Origin of the sequence: Pseudomonas sp. KnCO4 (assembly GCF_045344305.1) — a bacterium.
Taxonomy (GTDB): Bacteria; Pseudomonadota; Gammaproteobacteria; order Pseudomonadales; family Pseudomonadaceae; genus Aquipseudomonas; species Aquipseudomonas anuradhapurensis.
Window position 1 is genome coordinate 132,687 of sequence record NZ_CP174199.1, and the last position, 18,601, is coordinate 151,287.

At 57.8% G+C, this 18,601-nt stretch carries 8 protein-coding genes, 2 tRNA genes and 5 rRNA genes; 9 read left to right on the forward strand and 6 right to left on the reverse strand.

Annotated features, from left to right (window positions below):
- The first annotated feature begins 63 nt into the window (after window positions 1-63).
- From rrf (ACJA3S_RS00625) to rrf (ACJA3S_RS00655), 7 genes are all read left to right on the forward strand, one after another.
- Window positions 64-179: ribosomal RNA gene (gene rrf, locus ACJA3S_RS00625) — 5S ribosomal RNA — on the forward strand.
- A gap of 445 nt (window positions 180-624) precedes the next feature.
- Window positions 625-2,161: ribosomal RNA gene (locus ACJA3S_RS00630) — 16S ribosomal RNA — on the forward strand.
- A gap of 85 nt (window positions 2,162-2,246) precedes the next feature.
- Window positions 2,247-2,323: transfer RNA gene (locus tag ACJA3S_RS00635), tRNA-Ile, on the forward strand.
- Window positions 2,324-2,347: 24 nt separating this feature from the next.
- Window positions 2,348-2,423: transfer RNA gene (locus ACJA3S_RS00640), tRNA-Ala, on the forward strand.
- Window positions 2,424-2,672: 249 nt separating this feature from the next.
- A 23S ribosomal RNA gene (locus tag ACJA3S_RS00645) occupies window positions 2,673-5,564 on the forward strand.
- Window positions 5,565-5,698: 134 nt separating this feature from the next.
- Window positions 5,699-5,814, forward strand: a 5S ribosomal RNA gene (gene rrf, locus ACJA3S_RS00650).
- 109 nt (window positions 5,815-5,923) lie between these two features.
- A 5S ribosomal RNA gene (gene rrf / locus ACJA3S_RS00655) occupies window positions 5,924-6,039 on the forward strand.
- Together the 16S, 23S and 5S rRNA genes with 2 tRNA genes alongside form the textbook arrangement of a ribosomal RNA operon.
- A 115-nt stretch (window positions 6,040-6,154) precedes the next feature.
- On the opposite strand, the gene ACJA3S_RS00660 is transcribed toward rrf (ACJA3S_RS00655), so the two are convergent.
- From ACJA3S_RS00660 to ACJA3S_RS00675, 4 genes are all read right to left on the reverse strand, one after another.
- The gene (locus tag ACJA3S_RS00660) at window positions 6,155-8,506 is read right to left on the reverse strand and encodes a TonB-dependent siderophore receptor (protein WP_406820538.1); all 2,352 of its coding nucleotides are present in this window, start codon (window positions 8,504-8,506) and stop codon (window positions 6,155-6,157) included.
- Between the two features lie 255 nt (window positions 8,507-8,761).
- Complete coding sequence (locus ACJA3S_RS00665) at window positions 8,762-9,718, reverse strand: FecR domain-containing protein (protein ID WP_406820539.1); 957 nt, start codon at window positions 9,716-9,718, stop codon at window positions 8,762-8,764.
- A 4-nt stretch (window positions 9,719-9,722) separates the two neighbouring features.
- Window positions 9,723-10,226 carry a sigma-70 family RNA polymerase sigma factor gene (locus tag ACJA3S_RS00670; protein ID WP_186690703.1) on the reverse strand — a complete coding sequence of 168 codons (504 nt, stop codon included), beginning with the start codon at window positions 10,224-10,226 and terminating at the stop codon, window positions 9,723-9,725.
- A gap of 110 nt (window positions 10,227-10,336) precedes the next feature.
- Window positions 10,337-11,026: a GntR family transcriptional regulator gene (locus ACJA3S_RS00675; RefSeq protein ID WP_406820540.1), complete on the reverse strand. Its 690-nt coding sequence runs from the start codon at window positions 11,024-11,026 to the stop codon at window positions 10,337-10,339.
- Between the two features lie 203 nt (window positions 11,027-11,229).
- Here ACJA3S_RS00675 and lapG point away from each other — a divergent pair, with 203 nt between their 5' ends.
- Window positions 11,230-11,991: a cysteine protease LapG gene (gene lapG / locus ACJA3S_RS00680; protein ID WP_406820541.1), complete on the forward strand. Its 762-nt coding sequence runs from the start codon at window positions 11,230-11,232 to the stop codon at window positions 11,989-11,991.
- A 10-nt stretch (window positions 11,992-12,001) separates the two neighbouring features.
- Complete coding sequence (gene lapD / locus ACJA3S_RS00685) at window positions 12,002-13,948, forward strand: cyclic di-GMP receptor LapD (protein ID WP_406820542.1); 1,947 nt, start codon at window positions 12,002-12,004, stop codon at window positions 13,946-13,948.
- 157 nt (window positions 13,949-14,105) lie between these two features.
- On the opposite strand, the gene ACJA3S_RS00690 is transcribed toward lapD, so the two are convergent.
- Together ACJA3S_RS00690 and ACJA3S_RS00695 are read right to left on the reverse strand one after the other, a co-directional pair.
- Window positions 14,106-15,464: an HlyD family type I secretion periplasmic adaptor subunit gene (locus ACJA3S_RS00690; RefSeq protein ID WP_170027725.1), complete on the reverse strand. Its 1,359-nt coding sequence runs from the start codon at window positions 15,462-15,464 to the stop codon at window positions 14,106-14,108.
- A gap of 7 nt (window positions 15,465-15,471) precedes the next feature.
- On the reverse strand, window positions 15,472-17,628 hold the full coding sequence (locus ACJA3S_RS00695; RefSeq protein WP_170027726.1) for a type I secretion system permease/ATPase: 2,157 nt from the start codon (window positions 17,626-17,628) through the stop codon (window positions 15,472-15,474).
- Between the last annotated feature and the right edge of the window lie 973 nt (window positions 17,629-18,601).

The window sequence follows — 18,601 nt, forward strand, 5'->3', positions numbered from 1 at the left end:
CCACGAACATCACATATCCGAATTCGCTGGAGTGTCTAACAAGACCTTCTGGCAACAGAATTTCTTGACGACCATAGAGCATTGGAACCACCTGATCCCATCCCGAACTCAGTAGTGAAACGATGCATCGCCGATGGTAGTGTGGGGCTTCCCCATGTGAGAGTAGGTCATCGTCAAGATTCATTTCGCAAAACCCCTATCTGCGCACGCAGGTAGGGGTTTTGTCTTTAAGTAGAAGCTATCGCTTCTCCTGGTTGGCTGAATGGCCGGTCGGTGGCAAAAAAGGTGGTTGACAGCGTTTTTGAATGCTGTATTATTCACCTCCCGCGACGAGAGATCGAAGCGAGTTAAGTGTCTGAAGTTAAACGGGTTTTCCTAAAAAACTTCAAAATAAACGCTTGACAGCAAATGAGGAAAGCGTAGAATGCGCGCCTCGGTTGAGACGAAAAGCTCTTAACCAAACGCTCTTTAACAAATCGAATCAAGCAATTCGTGTGGGTGCTTGTGAGTACGGACTGATAGTCACAAAGATTATCAGCATCACAAGTGGCCATGCGAGAAATCACATAGTCATTTGAGATTGCTGAGCCAAGTTTAGGGTTTCTTAAAAACCCAAGCAGTATTGAACTGAAGAGTTTGATCATGGCTCAGATTGAACGCTGGCGGCAGGCCTAACACATGCAAGTCGAGCGGATGACAGGAGCTTGCTCCTTGATTCAGCGGCGGACGGGTGAGTAATGCCTAGGAATCTGCCTGGTAGTGGGGGACAACGTTTCGAAAGGAACGCTAATACCGCATACGTCCTACGGGAGAAAGTGGGGGATCTTCGGACCTCACGCTATCAGATGAGCCTAGGTCGGATTAGCTAGTTGGTGGGGTAATGGCTCACCAAGGCGACGATCCGTAACTGGTCTGAGAGGATGATCAGTCACACTGGAACTGAGACACGGTCCAGACTCCTACGGGAGGCAGCAGTGGGGAATATTGGACAATGGGCGAAAGCCTGATCCAGCCATGCCGCGTGTGTGAAGAAGGTCTTCGGATTGTAAAGCACTTTAAGTTGGGAGGAAGGGCAGTAAGTTAATACCTTGCTGTTTTGACGTTACCGACAGAATAAGCACCGGCTAACTCTGTGCCAGCAGCCGCGGTAATACAGAGGGTGCAAGCGTTAATCGGAATTACTGGGCGTAAAGCGCGCGTAGGTGGTTCGTTAAGTTGGATGTGAAAGCCCCGGGCTCAACCTGGGAACTGCATCCAAAACTGGCGAGCTAGAGTACGGTAGAGGGTGGTGGAATTTCCTGTGTAGCGGTGAAATGCGTAGATATAGGAAGGAACACCAGTGGCGAAGGCGACCACCTGGACTGATACTGACACTGAGGTGCGAAAGCGTGGGGAGCAAACAGGATTAGATACCCTGGTAGTCCACGCCGTAAACGATGTCAACTAGCCGTTGGAATCCTTGAGATTTTAGTGGCGCAGCTAACGCATTAAGTTGACCGCCTGGGGAGTACGGCCGCAAGGTTAAAACTCAAATGAATTGACGGGGGCCCGCACAAGCGGTGGAGCATGTGGTTTAATTCGAAGCAACGCGAAGAACCTTACCAGGCCTTGACATGCAGAGAACTTTCCAGAGATGGATTGGTGCCTTCGGGAACTCTGACACAGGTGCTGCATGGCTGTCGTCAGCTCGTGTCGTGAGATGTTGGGTTAAGTCCCGTAACGAGCGCAACCCTTGTCCTTAGTTACCAGCACGTTATGGTGGGCACTCTAAGGAGACTGCCGGTGACAAACCGGAGGAAGGTGGGGATGACGTCAAGTCATCATGGCCCTTACGGCCTGGGCTACACACGTGCTACAATGGTCGGTACAGAGGGTTGCCAAGCCGCGAGGTGGAGCTAATCTCACAAAACCGATCGTAGTCCGGATCGCAGTCTGCAACTCGACTGCGTGAAGTCGGAATCGCTAGTAATCGCGAATCAGAATGTCGCGGTGAATACGTTCCCGGGCCTTGTACACACCGCCCGTCACACCATGGGAGTGGGTTGCACCAGAAGTAGCTAGTCTAACCTTCGGGAGGACGGTTACCACGGTGTGATTCATGACTGGGGTGAAGTCGTAACAAGGTAGCCGTAGGGGAACCTGCGGCTGGATCACCTCCTTAATCGACGACATCAGCCTGCTGATGAGCTCCCACACGAATTGCTTGATTCATTGTAAAAGACGATGTTGTAACGCGACCCTGTTATAGGTCTGTAGCTCAGTTGGTTAGAGCGCACCCCTGATAAGGGTGAGGTCGGCAGTTCAAATCTGCCCAGACCTACCATTACATGGTTCAGCCGTAGAATACGGGGCCATAGCTCAGCTGGGAGAGCGCCTGCCTTGCACGCAGGAGGTCAGCGGTTCGATCCCGCTTGGCTCCACCACTTTCTGCTGTTGTGAAATGTTGCACTTGATCAAACTCAGAAATGAGCATTCGCTTCGAATGTTGATTTCTGACTTTTGTCAGATCGTTCTTTAAAAATTCGGATATGTGATAGATATAGACTGATGACCAGTTTCACTGCTGGTTAATCAGGCTAAGGTAAAATTTGTGAGTTCTGCTCGAAAGAGCAACATGCGAATTTTCGGCGAATGTCGTCTTCACAGTATAACCAGATTGCTTGGGGTTATATGGTCAAGTGAAGAAGCGCATACGGTGGATGCCTTGGCAGTCAGAGGCGATGAAAGACGTGGTAGCCTGCGATAAGCTTTGGGGAGTCGGCAAACAGACTGTGATCCAGAGATCTCTGAATGGGGGAACCCACTCAGCACAAGCTGAGTATCTTGTACTGAATACATAGGTGCAAGAGGCGAACCAGGGGAACTGAAACATCTAAGTACCCTGAGGAAAAGAAATCAACCGAGATTCCCTTAGTAGTGGCGAGCGAACGGGGACCAGCCCTTAAGTTGATTTGAGATTAGTGGAACGCTCTGGAAAGTGCGGCCATAGTGGGTGATAGCCCCGTACACGAAAATCTCTTGTCAATGAAATCGAGTAGGACGGAGCACGAGAAACTTTGTCTGAACATGGGGGGACCATCCTCCAAGGCTAAATACTACTGACTGACCGATAGTGAACCAGTACCGTGAGGGAAAGGCGAAAAGAACCCCGGAGAGGGGAGTGAAATAGAACCTGAAACCGTATGCGTACAAGCAGTGGGAGCCTACTTTGTTAGGTGACTGCGTACCTTTTGTATAATGGGTCAGCGACTTATATTCAGTGGCGAGCTTAACCGAATAGGGGAGGCGTAGCGAAAGCGAGTCTTAATAGGGCGTTTAGTCGCTGGGTATAGACCCGAAACCGGGCGATCTATCCATGGGCAGGTTGAAGGTTAGGTAACACTGACTGGAGGACCGAACCGACTACCGTTGAAAAGTTAGCGGATGACCTGTGGATCGGAGTGAAAGGCTAATCAAGCTCGGAGATAGCTGGTTCTCCTCGAAAGCTATTTAGGTAGCGCCTCATGTATCACTCCAGGGGGTAGAGCACTGTTTCGGCTAGGGGGTCATCCCGACTTACCAAACCGATGCAAACTCCGAATACCTGGAAGTGCCGAGCATGGGAGACACACGGCGGGTGCTAACGTCCGTCGTGAAAAGGGAAACAACCCAGACCGTCAGCTAAGGTCCCAAAGTCATGGTTAAGTGGGAAACGATGTGGGAAGGCTTAGACAGCTAGGAGGTTGGCTTAGAAGCAGCCACCCTTTAAAGAAAGCGTAATAGCTCACTAGTCGAGTCGGCCTGCGCGGAAGATGTAACGGGGCTCAAACCATGCACCGAAGCTACGGGTGTCATCTTTGATGACGCGGTAGAGGAGCGTTCTGTAAGCCTGTGAAGGTGAGTTGAGAAGCTTGCTGGAGGTATCAGAAGTGCGAATGCTGACATGAGTAACGACAATGCGAGTGAAAAACTCGCACGCCGAAAGACCAAGGTTTCCTGCGCAACGTTAATCGACGCAGGGTTAGTCGGTCCCTAAGGCGAGGCTGAAAAGCGTAGTCGATGGAAAACAGGTTAATATTCCTGTACTTCCAGTTATTGCGATGGAGGGACGGAGAAGGTTAGGCCAGCCTGGCGTTGGTTGTCCAGGTTTAAGGTGGTAGGCTGGAATCTTAGGCAAATCCGGGATTTCAAGGCCGAGAGCTGATGACGAGTTGCCTTTAGGCGACGAAGTGGTTGATACCATGCTTCCAAGAAAAGCTCCTAAGCTTCAGATAACTGGGAACCGTACCCCAAACCGACACAGGTGGTTAGGTAGAGAATACCAAGGCGCTTGAGAGAACTCGGGTGAAGGAACTAGGCAAAATGGCACCGTAACTTCGGGAGAAGGTGCGCCGGCGAGGGTGAAGGACTTGCTCCGTAAGCCCATGCCGGTCGAAGATACCAGGCCGCTGCGACTGTTTATTAAAAACACAGCACTCTGCAAACACGAAAGTGGACGTATAGGGTGTGACGCCTGCCCGGTGCCGGAAGGTTAATTGATGGGGTTAGCGCAAGCGAAGCTCTTGATCGAAGCCCCGGTAAACGGCGGCCGTAACTATAACGGTCCTAAGGTAGCGAAATTCCTTGTCGGGTAAGTTCCGACCTGCACGAATGGCGTAACGATGGCGGCGCTGTCTCCACCCGAGACTCAGTGAAATTGAAATCGCTGTGAAGATGCAGTGTATCCGCGGCTAGACGGAAAGACCCCGTGAACCTTTACTATAGCTTTGCACTGGACTTTGAATTTGCTTGTGTAGGATAGGTGGGAGGCTTTGAAGTGGGGACGCCAGTTCTCATGGAGCCATCCTTGAAATACCACCCTGGCAACTTTGAGGTTCTAACTCAGGTCCGTTATCCGGATCGAGGACAGTGTATGGTGGGTAGTTTGACTGGGGCGGTCTCCTCCCAAAGAGTAACGGAGGAGTACGAAGGTGCGCTCAGACCGGTCGGAAATCGGTCGTAGAGTATAAAGGCAAAAGCGCGCTTGACTGCGAGACAAACACGTCGAGCAGGTACGAAAGTAGGTCTTAGTGATCCGGTGGTTCTGTATGGAAGGGCCATCGCTCAACGGATAAAAGGTACTCCGGGGATAACAGGCTGATACCGCCCAAGAGTTCATATCGACGGCGGTGTTTGGCACCTCGATGTCGGCTCATCACATCCTGGGGCTGAAGCCGGTCCCAAGGGTATGGCTGTTCGCCATTTAAAGTGGTACGCGAGCTGGGTTTAGAACGTCGTGAGACAGTTCGGTCCCTATCTGCCGTGGACGTTTGAGATTTGAGAGGGGCTGCTCCTAGTACGAGAGGACCGGAGTGGACGAACCTCTGGTGTTCCGGTTGTCACGCCAGTGGCATTGCCGGGTAGCTATGTTCGGAAGAGATAACCGCTGAAAGCATCTAAGCGGGAAACTTGCCTCAAGATGAGATCTCACTGGAACCTTGAGTTCCCTGAAGGGCCGTCGAAGACTACGACGTTGATAGGTTGGGTGTGTAAGCGCTGTGAGGCGTTGAGCTAACCAATACTAATTGCCCGTGAGGCTTGACCATATAACACCCAAGCAATTTGCTGACGCAGATTGCGGTGGTGAAGATGATACGAACCGAAAGTTCGCAACGAACCACGAACATCACATATCCGAATTCGCTGGAGTGTCTACCAAGACCTTCTGGCAACAGAATTTCTTGACGACCATAGAGCATTGGAACCACCTGATCCCATCCCGAACTCAGTAGTGAAACGATGCATCGCCGATGGTAGTGTGGGGCTTCCCCATGTGAGAGTAGGTCATCGTCAAGATTCATTTCGCAAAACCCCTATCTGCGCATGCAGGTAGGGGTTTTGTCTTTAAGTAGGAACTACAGAGATTCGCAGGCACGTCCGAGGGACGGGCCAGCACACAGAATTTCTTGACGACCATAGAGCATTGGAACCACCTGATCCCATCCCGAACTCAGCAGTGAAACGATGCATCGCCGATGGTAGTGTGGGGCTTCCCCATGTGAGAGTAGGTCATCGTCAAGATTCAAATCCAAAGCCCCTGTCTGCGCTGCAGACAGGGGCTTTGTCTTTTCCGGGCCATGATTCCCAAGCCAGGGCGATAGCGGTATAGGAATGTGCAGCTACGGCTACCGCGGGTTCAGAACTGATAGCTGACGGTAGCACTCACGTTGCGTTCCTCTCCCATGTAACAGTAGTCCAAGCTGGCACAAGAGCTGATGTAGCTTTCATTGGTCAGGTTGTTGGCGTTCAGGCGGACATCCACACCCCGAAGGCCGATCTTGCCCAGGTCATAGCCGATCGAGGCGTCGAACAAGGTGTAGGCGGGCACTTTCATGCTGTTTTCCGCATCGACCCAGCTGTACCCCACATATCGCACGCCACCGCCCAGCCGCAGGCCATCCAGCGCCCCTTGCCGGAAGTTGTAATCCGCCCACAGGGAGAACATCTGTTTCGGCGCCTGGGTTGGTGAATTGCCCTTGTTGTCCAAGGTGGCCGACACCAGGCTGGGCATGGACTTGGCGTACTCGATATCGGTGAAGGTATAGCCGCCCAGCACCTTCAAGCTGTCGGTCAGCTGCACATGGGCCTCCAACTCGAGCCCTTGCGAGCGCACTTGACCTACAGGGCGATAGAAGTCTTCGTCAGGCTGCTTGGAGGCCAGGTTCTCCTGTTCTATTCGGAATAACGATGCAGTGAACAGGTTGTCGCTCCCGGGCGGTTGATACTTGATGCCGGCCTCCCATTGAGTGCCCTCGGTTGGTGCCAATGGGCGACCAGCCTGGTCGGAAACCGTATTGGGGTTGAATGACTCCGAGTAGCTGACATAAGGCGCAATGCCATTTTCGAACAGGTAGAGCACCCCAGCGCGGGTAGTAAACCTGGAGCGCTGATCATTGACCTTGGTGTTGCTATCGCGGTTCTCCTCGGACACCTTCACCCAATCCTGGCGCAGCCCCAAGGACAAACGCCACTGGTCCAGTTCCACAAGGTCCTGCAAGTACACGCCGGTTTGTTGTAAACGCCGCTGGTAGCGGTTTTCGCCCAGCACCTGCAGGTTGCCATTGCCGTACTGCGGGTTGCCGGCATCCAGCGGGTCGACTGTGCCATAACGCCATGCCACATCGGCCTTGCGTCGTTGATAATCGGTACCCAGCAGCAAGGTATGTTTGGCGGCCCCTGTGAAGAATTCCGCCTGCAGCATATTGTCGATGATGTACGAATGCAGGCGCTCGTCGCCGCCGGTGTAGGCGCGGTTGAGGATATTGCTGTCGGCATCCACCCAACCGGCGGAATACACCTGGTCCATCGACACGTCCGAATCCTGGTAGCGGAAGTTCTGTCGCGCGGTGAGTACATCGTTGAAGCGATGCTCGAACTGGTAGCTGAAGGACTGTTGGGTACGCTCGTAGTTGTCGATACCCGGCTCACCCTCGAAGAAATGGTCCGACAGGCGCAAGCCGTTGCGCTTGTGCAGCATGCCGTTTGCGGGGTTGCCGCCGTGGTACCCGCCGTTGGGGTCGTGTTGCAGGTAGGCCTGCAGGGTAAGCGAGGTGTCCTCGCTGAAGTCGATGCTGATGGCCGGCGCGATGGCGTAGCGTTCTTCCTTGTTGTGGTCGAACTGCGTGTCGGAAGCGTCCGCAAGGCCTGTCAGGCGGTACGCAATGCGCTTGTCGTCATCCACAGGGCCGCTGAAGTCGAAACCCATGCCTCGCTGGCCTTGGGTACCGGCCGTGGCCTGAACCTGGCGGTAGCGGGTGAACAACGGCTTCTTGGTGGTCAGTGCTACCAGGCCTCCTGGGGAGCTACGGCCATAGAGTACCGAAGAAGGCCCCTCGAGGATGTCTATTCGTTCCAGGAAGTAAGGGTCCACCTGCATTGTGCTGTAGGTACCGTTGTCCCCCATCGACTTGAGCCCGTCGACGTAGATGTTGTCGACCGAGCCGTCATTGAAACCACGCATGGCCACATAATCGTAGCGGTGGGTAGCACCGTAGGGGTTGGTCAGTACCCCGGGTGTGTAGCGCATGGCCTGGGCAACCGTCTGTGAGCCCTGGTCATCGATCTGCTGCCGGGTGACCACCGAGACCGATTGGGATGTCTCGACCAACGCCATACTGGTCTTGGTCGCCACCTGGCTGTGCGTGGCGTTGTACCCGTCCATGCTACCCAGCGCATTGCCTAGGGTGAAACCATGGATATCGGTGTCTGGCAGCGACAACGCCGCACCTTGCGGTTGGGCTTGCAGCACGTAGCTACGCCCGTCCTGGCTGACTGCTTCCAGGCCGCTGCCGTTAAGCAGCTGCCGCAGTGCCTTGTCGGTAGGGTATTGCCCCTGCAACCCGTTGGACTGCAGGCCTTGGGTGAGCTGCGGTGTGGCTGACAGAGTGATGCCGGCCTGGCGGGCGAACTGGTTGAGCACATCATCCAGTTGGCCGGCCGAAATTGCATAGTGTTGGCTAAGCTCGGCAGTTTCAGCTGCCATGGACATCGATGTGACAGCTGCCAGGCCTAATGCGGTGCCGAACAAGGCAGACCGGATCGCTTTGTGAAGTTTTGTTGAGTCTAAGACAGGTCGAAAATCATTCGCGTTGGATGGGTGCGCGTGCACGGAGGCGTTAGGCATGAAGGGTCCGTTAACGTGAGGGCAGGGGATGGTTTACTGTCCTAGCCGAACTGGCATTCGAAACCCGCCAAAAAAGCTGTTGGAGCGCTTCGCAGCGCCCAAGGCAAGCGTCGTCACCCGTCAGGCCAGCCCCTCGACACGCACCCACCAGCGGGTGACTTGCCGGAGCTTTACCGGCAGCGTCCGTGGCAGCACCAGCAACAATTGCTCCGGGTCTTCGAGGCGGAATACGCCCGACAGGCGCAAATCGGCGGTGTCATCGCTGCAGCCCAGATAACCGTGACGATAACGGCTGACCTGCGCGAGAAAGTCGACCAGGCGAATGTCCCGGGTGACGAGCAACCCTTCAGTCCAGGCCATCGCATCCATGTCCACCTGCTCAAGCCGATAGGCCCCTTGTGCATCCAGGCGCCAGTTCTGACCGCTCTCGATCCACTGCATCGCGCCTTTGCCGGGCCGGTGTATCGCTACCCTGCCATGGCTGACACTGACCCTGGTGCAGTCGCTGTCCTGCCGCGCCACGAAGCGTCCTTCGAGCCCTTCCAGCAGTGCGTCGCGTGTTTGTACAAGAATCGGCCGCTGCGGGCCGCAGGTAATCAGCATTTCCCCTTGCTTCAGGCGGATCAGGGTTTGCCCGTCTTTGAAAGCCAGGTCGACTGCGCTGCGCGTATTCAGTTGCATCGACGTTCCGTCGGGAAGCCGGAAGCTGCGTCGTTCTCCGGTCCCGGTGGCATAGCCCGATGTCCAGCTATTGATTCCATCAAGGCCTGTGCCCAGCCATGCCGCCGAGCCCACCATCGCAACCCCGCCAAGCAGTTTCAGGGCCTGCCGACGCTGCAAGCGGCGCTGGCTGCTTTCCAGGGTTTGCATGGCCAGCCCAGCTCCGGGGATTGCGCGCATGTCGAGTTCCTGGTGCAGGTGTACCAGCCGTTGCCAAGCCTGTTCGTGTTCGTGGCGGGCTTCCCGCCATTGCGCGCACTGTCGCTGCAGGGCAAGGTCGTGCCCGCTTTCGCGTAGCCTCAGCATCCACTGGATGGCCTGCTTGACCGACGTTGCATCAGGCGGTGCGGTGCTCATGGCATCAGTACTCGTCTGCGTAGCGCAGCAGGTAGCAGTGGTAGAGCGCATCGGCGATGTAGCGCTCCACGGTCCGCACCGAGATTCCCATCTGGTCGGCAATGGCCTGGTGCTTCAGCCCCTCGCATTGGGCCAGCAGGAAGGCGCGGCGTACCTTGGGTTTGAGGCCGTCGAGCATGCGCGCGATGCGCTCCAGCAACTCCAGCAGCAATTCCTGGGTTTCGGCCGAGGGGGTGTGTGCTTGCGGCAGGTGTGCCAGCGCCTCGAGATAGGCCCTGTGCAGTTCCTCGCGCCGCCAGTGATCGATTACCAGCCCACGCGCGACCGTCCGCAGGAAGGCACGTGGCGTATTCAGTTGCAGGTGTTCGCGACGCTGCAGCAAGCGCACGAAGGTATCCTGGGCCAGGTCTGCGGCATCGGCGGCATTGCCCAGCTTGCTGCGCAGCCAGGCATGCAACCAGCTGTGGTGGTCACTGTAGAGCGTTTGCAAGGAGTCGTTGCTGGACATGGATGAGGGCGCTGCCATCAATGGGCATGAATGATAATTAGTCTCATTGTTGGCGGAGGCCGATCGATTTGCAACCCATGCCTGATCCCTGCCCGGGTGTCATTGCACGGCTAGCGCCCCAACTGGCTATCGAGGTACCTGCGGATCACCCCTGCTGCGGTATTCAGGTGTTTTTCCAGCACCGTTATCGCTTCGTCTACCTGCTTGGCGCTGGCCGCATCGACCAGTGCGTTGTGATCGTCCTGGGTAAGCTTGCCCAGGCCCATGGATGAGAGATGAAAGCGCAGAAAGCGTTCTTCCTGGTTCAGCTCATCTTCGATCAGGCGCAGCAATTTCTTGTTGGGTGCCTTGTTGTACAACGACATGTGCAACAGGCGATTGAGACGGCCGATTTCGGCATGCCGGGTTTCGTTCTCCAGTTGCTGGATATATCCGCGAGCGCTGGCGATGTCGCTGGCATCGAGCAGCGGAATGGACTGCCGCAGCGCCTCGGTTTCGAGCAGCACGCGCAGGGCATAGGTATCCACTGCGTCCTCGCCAATCAACGGCGCAACCACTGCACCCTTGTGCATTTCCACCTTCAGCAACGATTGAGCCTCGAGCTGGCGCAGCGCCTCGCGCACGGGCATGCGGCTGACACCGAACAAGGTAGCGAGCTCCTGTTGCCGCACAGCAGTACCCGGAGGCAGGCGGCCATCCAGAATGGCACTGCGCAGGCGTTCTTCGATAACGCCACGGGCCTGGTGCGGCAACAGCTGTTCACTGGCCAGCACATAGCTCAATTTGAATTTCTGGGCCACGCGACGTCTGCCTCAACGATGACTAAAGTTGGATCCAATGACACTAGTAAAGCTCATGGGAGCGTCAAGCTTGCCCCCGCAGTGGAACGGGCGCCCCAAAAGCGCGGCTATGGTGGATGAAGTCGCCTGTCAAAGGAAGCGGCCCAACGAAGGTTATAAGCCTAAAGTGTAGGCCGGCTGACAAGCGGGTGCATGATTGCAGGGTGCCATTGTCTTTTGCCGCTGCAAGCCGCACCATCGCTGCTTTCGACAGGCCTGAACAGGGCTTCGCAGTGGCGCTAACCTGGATGCTCAAAACCGTTGTGCAACGTGTCGGCCTCGCTGCGCTGCTGGGCAGCCTGCTGCTGGGCGGCCTGCACGCGGATTGGGACTTTTCCCAGATCAGCCGCAAGTCGCAGGCGCTGTATGGCTCGTTGGGGAGCGGGCAGGGTCGCATCGATGCCTGGCAGAACCTCATGGCTACCCAGAAGCAGGGTACGGAGCTGGAGCGACTGCAGGCGGTCAACCGCTTCTTCAACCAGCAGCTGCGCTATGTCGAGGATATCGACCTGTGGCACGAGGTCGATTACTGGGCCACGCCGATCCAGGCGCTGATCAAGGGCGCAGGAGACTGTGAGGACTATGCCATCGCCAAGTATTTCAGCCTGCGGCGCATGGGTATCCCTAGCGAGAAGCTGCGTATCACCTACGTCAAGGCGCTGCGGCAGAACCGGGCGCACATGGTCCTGACCTATTATTCAAGCCCACAGGCACAGCCATTGGTGCTCGACAGCCTGATGGACGCCATCAAGCCGGCCAGCCAGCGCACCGACCTGCTGCCGGTTTACGCGTTCAATGGTGAAGGGCTGTGGCTGACGGGCGCCGCAGGCAACAAGAAAGTCGGCGATACCAAGCGGTTGTCCCGCTGGCAGGATCTGCTGAAGAAAATGCAGGCCGAAGGGTTCCCGGCCGAGCCGGTTTACTGAAGGAGCACAGATGTCACTGTTCAAACAATTGCTGTTGGCCATTTGCCTGTTCCTGGTGGTCGCCTTCAGTGGCAGTTTCATGGTCAGCCTGGAGAGTTCGCGCAGCCAATACGTCAACCAGTTGCGCTCGCACGCCCAGGATGCGGCGACTGCGCTGGCGCTGTCGCTGACACCGAATATCGACGACCCGGCGATGGTCGAACTGATGGTCAGTTCAATCTTCGACAGCGGCTACTATTCGAGCATCAAGGTCGTCGACCTGGGTTCCAATGCGGTGCTGGTGGAACGCCATGCCGAACCGGACCCTGGCGGTGTGCCGCGCTGGTTCGTACGCCTGATCGGCCTGGAAGCCGCCGGGGGCGATGCCATCGTCAGCCGCGGCTGGCAGCAGGCCGCGCGCGTTGAAGTGATCAGCCACCCGATGTTCGCCATCGCCAAGCTCTGGCGAAGCGCCCTGGGCAGCCTGGGCTGGTTGCTGCTGTGTGGCGCGGCCAGCGCGGTGCTCGGCGCGTTGCTGCTGCGCCGCCAATTGCGCCCGCTGGATTATATGGTCGAGCAGTCCCACGCTATCGCCCGCCGCGAATTCCTCAGCCTGCCAGAGTTGCCACGTACGCCGGAACTGCGCCGCGTGGTGCAGGCGATGAACCAGATGGTCGAGAAGCTCAAGGCCCTGTTCACCGAACAGGCCGAGCGTAGCGAACGGCTGCGGGCCGAGTCCTACCAGGACAGCCTGACCGGGTTGTCCAACCGGCGCTATTTCGAGATGCAACTGAACACCCGTGTGAGCAACCTGGAAGAAGCGCGCTCCGGCTACTTGCTGTTGCTGCGGGTCCAGGGGCTGGCGGGGTTGAACGCCCGCCTTGGTGGTCAGCGTACCGACCAGTTGCTGCAGGCTGTGGGCGAGCAGTTGCGCCGCACCTGTGCCAGCTACCCGGAAACCAACGACCTGATTTCCCGCAGCCGCGGTGGCGAGTTCGCCGTGCTTGCGCCAGGCATGGTGCATGAAGAGGCGGTGCAGCTTGCCCAAGCCCTGGAAGCGACCTTGCACAGCCTGCATGAGACTGGCGCCAGTGATATCGACCCGGTGGCGTGCATCGGCCTGGCGCCCTACAGCCCAGGCGACGCACCACAGGCGCTGCTGAAGCTTGCCGACGAGGCCTTGGCGCGTGCCGAGAACCAACCGACGCCGGGCTGGGTATGCCTTGAGCAGGGCGTGGCCGCCGTTGCCGCCGACAGCCAGCATGCCTGGCATGAGCGGCTGGACCAGGCGTTCAACAATGGGCATTTCGAGCTGTTCTTCCAACCGGTAGTGGATTGCGGCACTGCGCAACGAGTACTGCACCACAAGGTGATCTCACGTTTGCAGGATGGCCAGGGCGAGGCACTGCCGGCGGGCCGCTTCCTGCCCTGGCTGGAGCGTTTTGGCTGGATGCCACGGCTGGATGTGCTGGTGCTGGAAAAGGTGCTCGCACACCTGCGCGGGCATGACCAGGTGCTGGCGCTGAACCTCTCTGCAGCCACCTTGGCCGATGCCAAGGCCCTGCAGCGTATCTTCGAATTGCTGAGCCAGCATGTGGCGCTGGGGCCGCGTCTGATTTTCGAGATTGGCGAAGAGCAACTGCCCGAACAAGCTGCCCTGGAGCAGCTGACCCGGCGCCTGCATGCGCTTGGCTTCGGCCTGGCGCTGCAACGCTTTGGCGGGCGCTTCAGCATGATCGGCAACCTGGCGCATCTGGGCCTGGCGTACCTGAAGATCGACGGTAGCTACATCCGCAACATCGACCATGAACAGCACAAGCGGCTGTTCATCGAAGCGATCCAGCGCGCGGCACACAGCATCGACCTGCCGCTGATTGCCGAGCGGGTCGAGACGGAAGGGGAGCGGCTGGTGTTGCGCGAAATGGGCGTGGGCGGGATTCAGGGGCAGTTGGTCGGCGAGCCTGCGCCTTGGCGCTGACAGCCTACAGCTATCGCTGAGGGACAATGCAGTAACTTGTAGGAGCGGCCTTGTGTCGCGAAAGGGCTGCACAGCAGCCCCAGCGTTTTACGCATCGCTGCTGAATTCCGGGGCCGCTGTGCGGCCCTTTCGCGGCACAAGGCCGCTCCTGCAGCGATCAACGCTCGCGCAGCGCCTCCGAACGCGCCTTCATGATCGGCTTGAGCAGGTAGCTCATGATGGTCTTCTTGCCGGTCATGATGTCCACCGTTGCTACCATCCCCGGAATGATGAGCAACGGCTTCTCGTCAGTCCCCAGGTGGCTGCGATCGGTGCGCAGCTTGATCAGGTAATAGGTGGTCTTTTTGTCTTCATCGGTGATGGTGTCAGCGCCGATCTGTTCCAGTTTGGCCTTGAGCCCGCCATAGATGGTGTAGTCATACGCGGTGAACTTGACCGTCGCCTCCTGCCCCGGGTGCAGGAAGGCGATGTCCTTGGGCAGGATCTTCGCCTCGATGACCAGCGTATCGTCCAGGGGTACCACTTCGAGGATATCGCTGCCAGGCTGGATGACCCCACCAATGGTGTTGACCAGCAACTGTTTGACGATACCGCGTACCGGCGAGGTGACCATGGTGCGGTTGACCCGATCGTCCAGGGCCTTGCTGGTCGCAGTGGCCTTGTTCAACTCGGTGCGCGCTTCGTTCAGTTGGGTCAGCGCCTCGCTGCGGAATTTGCCGCGGGTCTCTTCGATCTTGCTTTGCACCTCACGGATCGCCGCTTCGGCCCGGGGGATGGCTAGCGCGGTGGAATCCAGCTGGCCGCGGTTTTCCACTTCGGCACGGCGCAGGCGCAGTACTTCGACCTGGGAAATCGCGCCAGTGGCCACCAACGGCTCGGACATGCTGATTTCTTTGCGCAGCAGTTCCAGGCTGTTGGCGTACTGGGCGCGTTTGGAGCTGTACTCGCGCAGCTCCTGCTGGCGCTGTACCAGCTGTTGTTGCAGGCCGCCAATCTCGTCCTGCAGCTGCTGGCGCCGGCTCTGGTACAGCGACTCTTCGCTGGCGGCCTGGCTTGGTGCAGCCTTGCGCAGCGCCTCGTCGATCTTCAGTGGGCGATCTTCCACTTCGGCACTCAGGCGCTCGACCCGCAGGGCCATGGACAGGCGGTCTGCCTCGGTTTCACCAACGTTGGAGGCGAAGCGGGTTTCATCCAGGCGCAACAACGGCTGGCCCACTTCGACGATCTGCCCTTCCTTGGCGAAGATTTCGGCAACGATGCCGCCTTCCAGGTTCTGGATCTTCTGTACCTTGGAGGACGGGATGGCCTTGCCTTCGCCGCGCGTGACTTCGTCGATGGGGGCAACGCTGGCCCATACGATAAGGAACACGAAGAACAGGATCACGCCCCAGATGGTCAGGCGCACGACCCGCGGCGCATCCTCGATCAGGGCCTTGTTGACCTCGGGCAGCGGCTGGCCACCCAGTGAGTCGGAACCTTTGAAATAGCGCCGCAGGCCATCCTTGAATTGCCCCATATCCAGCTTATGCAACACTGATCTGCCCCTTCTTCAACGCATCCATGACCGCGGCTTTCGGGCCGTCGGCGACAATCTGCCCGCGATCGATCACGATCAGCCGGTCCACCAGCGACAGCAGCGAGGCACGGTGCGTGACGAGCAGCACGGTCTTGCCTTCCACCACCGCTTGCAGGCGTTGCTTGAGGCGTTCTTCACCGGTGTTGTCCATGGCGCTGGTCGGCTCGTCCAGCAGAAGGATCTGCGGGTTGAGCAGCAGCGCACGGCCAAGGGCGACGTTCTGCCGCTGGCCGCCGGAGAGGTTCTGGCCACGTTCACCCACTTGCAGCTCGTAGCCGTCCGGGTGCAGCCGAGCGAACTCATGGACGCCCGCCAGTTCGGCGGCTTGCAGAATCAATTCGTCCTCGATGTAGCGCGCGCCGCTGACCAGGTTGTCGCGCAGAGTGCCCGCCAACAACTGGATGTCCTGCGGTACGTAGCCAATGTTGTGGCGCAGTTCGCTGACGTCGATCTGGCGAATGTCCACGCCATCGACCAGCAGCGACCCGGCATCGGCCTCGTAGAGGCCGACGATAAGCTTGGCCAGCGAGCTTTTCCCCGAGCCGCTGCGGCCGATGATGCCCACCTTTTCGCCAGGGCGGATGGTCAGGTTGATGTTCTTCAGCGCCTGGTTCTGCTGGTTCGGGTAGGTGAAATCGACCCCGCGGAACTCGACGCTGCCCTGCAACACCTTACGGCTTAGCGGGCGCTCTTCGAAGTTGCGCTCTTGCGGCAGCTCCATCATGTGGTCGGTGGAAACCATGGTCACCTTGGCCTGCTGGTAGCGGGCGAGCAGGCCGTTGAGCTGGCCCAGCGGGCCGAGGGCACGGCCGCTGAGCATGTAGCAGGCAACCAGGCCGCCCATGCTGAGGTTGCCGTCGATGATCAGGTACACGCCGACGCAGATCATCGCCACGCCCGCCAGTTGCTGAATCAGCAGGGTGATGTTCATCGCCAGGCTCGACAGTAGCTTGACCCGCAGTTCCAGGCGGCTGAGGGTGCCCAGGGTCTGCTCCCAGAGGTACTGGCGCTCACTTTCGGCATTGTTGACCTTGACCGCGTCCAGGCCAGCCAGTGTCTCGATCAGGCTGGACTGGCGCTCCGAGGCCAGGGCCATGGTCCGCTCCATGGTCGCCATCAGTGGCCGCTGCAGGGCATAACCGATGCCCAGTGCCAACGGGAAGGCGATGATCGGGATCCATACCAGGTGCCCGCCAATAACTGCGATGACGATCAGGATGAGAATGGTGAATGGCAGGTCGATCAGGCTGGTAAGGGTCAGCGAGGCGAGAAAATCGCGCAGGCCCTGGAACTCGTGAATGTTCTGGGCAAAGCTGCCGACCCTGGCCGGGCGGTACTTCATCGACATGCCGACGATACGTTCGAACAGGGTCGCCGAGATGATCAGGTCGGTCTTCTTGCCGGCCAGATCCAGGCACAAGCCACGCAGGCCCTTGAGAATAAGGTCGAAGATGTAGGCGCCGGCGATACCGATGGCCAGTACCCAGAGGGTCGAAGTGGCCTGGTTGGGCACTACCCGGTCATACACGTTCATCACGAACAAAGGGGCGGCCAGGGCGATCAGGTTGATCACCAGGCTGGCGGCGATGGCATCAATGTATAGCCACTTGCTGCGCAGCAAGGTGTCACGGAACCACGATTTCGCTCGCGGGATGAGGTTGCCGTGGTTGACGTCGAACTTGTGCTGCGGCTGTGCGAAGAACACCCGGCCGCTGTAATCGCTCTGCAGGGCTTCGCGGCTGACATGCACCTCGCCACCATCGCTCTCGCTTAGTAGCAGACGCGCAGTGTCTTCGTTTTCCCAGCCCAGCAGGACGGCGCTGCGGCCCTCCTTGAGCAGCAGCATGGCCGGCATGGCGATGCTCGGGATCTGCTCCAGCTTGCGCTGCAGCAGGCGCCCTTGCAGCCCGGCTCTGGCAGCTGCGCGCGGCAGCAGTTCGGGGCTCAGGCGCTGGGCAGGCAGCGGCAGGCCGGTGGTCAGCATGACCCGGCTGGCTGGTTTCTGGTGCAGGACACACAGGCTCAACAGACTATCCAGCAGAGGATCGTCATGCTGACTGCGTGGATCGTGGCTGAGTTGGACTCGACTGACTTCGGATTCCACGCGGCGCTCTCTTCATCCTTGTGGTGGGTGGGGTGGGTGAGCCGCCGTTCAAGTTGGGTAGCTCACCTTGGCGTTCAAATGCTGCTGCCAGGCAGTCCTGGGGGCTACGGCATCTGACGCTTGGGCAACCGGCCAATGGTCGCCTTGAATCGATATTGAGTAAACAATTCTTCGGTCTTCATTCTTACCAGACGATGCCTGGTTGTGGTTGCTTCAGTTTTGTACCAGTCGGCTTGCACGCCGAAGCTCATTTGCAGCATAGCCTGCCATCTCATTGCCGACAGGCTGCAATCAGTACCGATTTATCTGGTGTCAGGAATCAGGCGCTGGCGCGTTGACGGTTTTTGGCGGGTAATTAGTCAAAATTCATATATTGAAAAATGGGCTTCAGTCAGGTTTGGTTGCGCAGGTTTGCAATGCTTTTTGATTGGCGGTGTGACAAGTATTCGCGCAGTTCTTCGTTATCTCTTTGATCCAAGGCAAATCGTTCTCACGGGCTAGGCAGCGCTGCGAGCTGCTGCCAATCGGATTGGCTTGCAACCCCGCTCCGGCCGGCCTTTCGGGCGCTGCAGGCCGCGTGTTGGGCAAGGTTTGTGCTTGTAGTCATTGTGAGCGCCTGGGTGACGGAAATTAACCCTGAATATTGTTTCGGCCTCTATGCCAGCTGCCGATGGACGGTGGCGCTGACGTCAAATATGTGACTGTGACCGCATGGAAAATCGCACGTTATTCAAACCATGGACACGCTTTTGATGATGTGCGGCAGTTGTTCCCAGGAAACGTTTGGCTAGGGTTCAAATATCAATGTGACATTACATTGCCGATTGTTTAGGATGGCATGTATAAGGTCAATAGTTTGGCAGTTATACAATCCTCAATCGTTATAGACGGAATATTGACGCCAAAAAGCGTCAACAGATCATCGACATAGTTCCGCCTGAAGTGGCTTGCGAGTGCCGCTCTGGCAGGGAAG

What these genes read in the sequence shown, in the direction of transcription:
- ACJA3S_RS00660 (WP_406820538.1), bottom strand. Translation starts at nt 8,506, where the DNA reads ATGTCCATGGCAGCTGAAACTGCCGAGCTTAGCCAACACTATGCAATT.
- ACJA3S_RS00665 (WP_406820539.1), bottom strand. Translation starts at nt 9,718, where the DNA reads ATGAGCACCGCACCGCCTGATGCAACGTCGGTCAAGCAGGCCATCCAG.
- ACJA3S_RS00670 (WP_186690703.1), bottom strand. Translation starts at nt 10,226, where the DNA reads ATGTCCAGCAACGACTCCTTGCAAACGCTCTACAGTGACCACCACAGC.
- lapD (WP_406820542.1), top strand. Translation starts at nt 12,002, where the DNA reads ATGTCACTGTTCAAACAATTGCTGTTGGCCATTTGCCTGTTCCTGGTG.
- ACJA3S_RS00690 (WP_170027725.1), bottom strand. Translation starts at nt 15,464, where the DNA reads ATGGGGCAATTCAAGGATGGCCTGCGGCGCTATTTCAAAGGTTCCGAC.